Annotated in this window: 2 protein-coding genes and 1 pseudogene; all 3 read left to right on the top strand. The window is 33.8% G+C overall.

Annotated elements, in window-relative coordinates; all coding sequences use genetic code 11:
- Positions 1-248 (top strand): annotated as a pseudogene (locus HMPREF9083_RS06555) (MlaD family protein); the annotation flags it as partial.
- 10 nt (positions 249-258) lie between these two features.
- Positions 259-1,698 (top strand): TolC family protein, encoded by a 1,440-nt coding sequence (locus HMPREF9083_RS01200; protein ID WP_007555553.1) that lies wholly within the window; start codon positions 259-261, stop codon positions 1,696-1,698.
- Positions 1,699-1,720: 22 nt separating this feature from the next.
- The gene (locus tag HMPREF9083_RS06485) at positions 1,721-1,858 is read left to right on the top strand and encodes a hypothetical protein (protein WP_007555551.1); all 138 of its coding nucleotides are present in this window, start codon (positions 1,721-1,723) and stop codon (positions 1,856-1,858) included.
- The last annotated feature ends 39 nt before the right edge of the window (positions 1,859-1,897 follow it).

Below are 1,897 nucleotides of genomic sequence, written 5' to 3'. Positions count from 1 at the left end.
TTGCCGGAAATAAAAACGGAAATTTCAGTTTCTATGGAGGCATTATAAGAGGTAAATTAGGTATAGGAACAGCCTATACTAAAGATAAATGGAAATTTTTATTCGATGCATATGACCTTGATAAAATTACTTTAAGAGCAAGAGGTCAATATAAATTTTATCCGAACTTATATGGAATAGGACAATTTATTTTGCCGGAAGATCGTATAGGCGGCGGAACATACGTCGGATTGAGTTATACATATTAAGGAGTGCTTTATGAGAAAAATATACAAAACATTAATACTTATGGCATTATTATCTACTTCTTTTACGATGTGTGTAAATGCAAACGATATAAACGCTGCAAATAATAAAGCTGATTCAGATATTTCAATCAAAAACGGAGAAAAAGTTTTAAATATCGAACTGAAAGAAGCTGTAGAAACTGCATTGAAAAATAATTATGATATACAACTATCAAAAACAGGACTTGAAAAAGCAGAAGCTACAGTAGAAGAAGCACGTTCATCAAAAAGACCCACAGTAAAATATAGCTGGCAAGCAGGAAGAGCGAAAGTAACCGTTCCGTCTGCCGAACAAATTCAATTATTAAAAGGAATAAATAAAGAATTAAATAAAAAATTGTCTTTTACAATTCCTATTAGTTCAAAAACTGTAGTAGGAACACGATATACTCAAAATTTGAATGTAATTTGGCCGGTATGGACAGGCGGAGCAGCCGAGAATGCAATAGATGCTGCAAAATACGCCGAAAGTATATCCAAAACCGATATTTATCAAAAAGAAGCTGATGTAAAATTGGCTGCAACTGAAGCATATTTTGGATATTTAAAAACTTTGAATATGGTTGAAGTGACAAATAAAGCAGTTCAAAATTTATCTGAGCATGTCAATAATGTTAAATTGCAATATGATGCAGGAATAGTTGCAAAATTGGATGTTCTTTCGTCTGAAGTGTCATTGGCAAATGCGAAAGAAATGAATATAGCGGCAAAAAATTATAAAGATGTTGCAGAAGCAAATTTGAATAATGTAATGAATACACCGATAGACACAAAACTTTCACCGAAGAGTAAAGATTTTCCTGAACCTGAAATAAAAATTACTATGGATGAAGCAATTAAATCTGCAGAAAAATACAGATGGGAATTAATAAAAGCCAAGTATGCAATTGAAATTGCAAAGGCGCAAGTAGGAATGAATAAAGCAGGAAACAAACCCGTTGCTGCGGTAGGCGGAGGATTTGATTGGACAGGTTCGGCATTATCAGGATTTGATAAAGATAATTGGAAAGTGTTCGGAACTGTAAATTGGAATTTGTGGGACGGCGGCGCAAGTGCTGCAAAAGTAAAAAAAGCACAAGCTTCGGTAAAAGAGGCGGAACAAATTTTCAAACAAGCACAAAATAAAATAAAATTGGAAATAAAGAAAGATTATTTGGACGTTTTTGCGGCAAAAGCAAAAATTCAGACCGCAAGAGCAACCGTAGAACAAGCAGAACAAGCATATAAAATATCAGTTATAAGATATCGCTCGGGAGTAGGAACAAACTTGGACGTATTGGATGGACAACTTGCGTTGAGTAAAGCAAAAACAAATTATATAAATGCAATGTATGACTATAATATAGGATTGGCAAAACTTGAAAGAGCGATGGGTATTCCTGCTGTTTTGCACAAAGAGTTTTCTAAATAAATTTTGAAGACAGAGGTATATTTTGCTTAATATAGCCAAAAATATAACAATAGGCGCCGGTGTGATTGTCATAGCAGGCGCATCGGCATATTTTATTGCAAAACCGATGCTTGTAAAAAAATGCGAGCCTGTTTTACAAGAAAATATAAAAAATACATAAACGGTACAATAACTTGGGATAAATTCGATTTGGATGCAG

Source organism: Dialister micraerophilus DSM 19965, from assembly GCF_000194985.1.
Classification (GTDB): domain Bacteria; phylum Bacillota; class Negativicutes; order Veillonellales; family Dialisteraceae; genus Dialister; species Dialister micraerophilus.
Note: the sequence above shows the minus strand (reverse complement) of the source record. Positions and strands in the feature narration are given on the sequence as shown.

Coding starts and splice junctions, on each gene's coding strand:
- HMPREF9083_RS01200 (WP_007555553.1), top strand. CDS start 259: ATGAGAAAAATATACAAAACATTAATACTTATGGCATTATTATCTACT.